Origin of the sequence: Brevibacterium renqingii, assembly GCF_017808105.1 — a bacterium.
Lineage (GTDB): Bacteria > Actinomycetota > Actinomycetes > Actinomycetales > Brevibacteriaceae > Brevibacterium > Brevibacterium renqingii.
In genome coordinates, this window is the sequence record NZ_JADBHF010000031.1 from 1 (window position 1) to 910 (window position 910).

Annotated in this window: 1 protein-coding gene; it reads right to left on the bottom strand. The window is 56.6% G+C overall.

Annotated elements, in window-relative coordinates; all coding sequences use genetic code 11:
• A partial coding sequence (locus IHE57_RS16155) for a hypothetical protein (RefSeq protein ID WP_209374683.1) occupies window positions 1-350 on the bottom strand: 350 nt, incomplete at its 3' end.
• Window positions 351-910: the final 560 nt, after the last annotated feature.

A 910-nucleotide genomic window follows, 5' to 3' on the forward strand; every position in this document is an offset into this window, starting at 1 on the left:
GTGGAAGAGACCTCTTGTGCCACGCCGTCCGACGCGGCTTCACGTCGTCCTTGGGCTTCGCGCATTTCGGATGAAAGCTTTGCATTCGCCCTACGAAGCTCTTCCGCTTCGTGTTTCAGATCTTGATATGCGTGGGCAATGTCTTGCTCGGTTCCTTCTGGAGAGCTGTCGCGATGGGTATGGGTTGAGGCCGTTCTGGAGAGCGAAATCCGGCCGCTCCGCTCTGCAGCATTTGTGCCGTCACCACTGTACTTGCTAAGCCCCAGCAGTCTGCGCCATCTTTCCACCATCGAGGGGCGTTGCAGCGGCGATTCGCCATCGCGCGATTTGTCATAGTCCTCAGGGTCCATAACAAGGAAGATACCAGACGCTTGGCAGTTCAATCGCAACTTCCTGTCATTGCATGGTATTCGCTGTTGGAGGCCTGTATCAGCTTCTATTATTGATTGGCTTCCTGGCCTTGGGACGCGCTTTACAGCCCGCCGAGTCAGATGACACCTGCCGCCCCCTCCAAGCTGATACCAACGTCATGCTAGAAGTGGATTTCGGTGCCTGCACTTGCGTCGGAACTCTAGTCGGACTCGCCCCGTTCGCCGCGTTAAGGCTAGCGATCACACGGGTGCGTTGACCCAATCTCGGCTCCCGGCCCTACCCTCGTAGCTATTCATCGCGCTGCACTTCAACGAAGGCCATGCCTCTAGTCCGTGTCCTCAGATAGCGCAACAGCTTCGTCAACTGCACGACCGACTGACCTGCCCGGCGGAGCAGCCTTCGCTATCTGCCAAAATTGATCTAGAGATCGCCGCTCCGGATCTTTGGAAAACCGTCCCAATGCCAGTATCGCAAGGTGACGGAGGTCGCTTCCTGCAGTTGACAAGGAGTGATCAATGCGATTGTCGCAGGCTTTTTC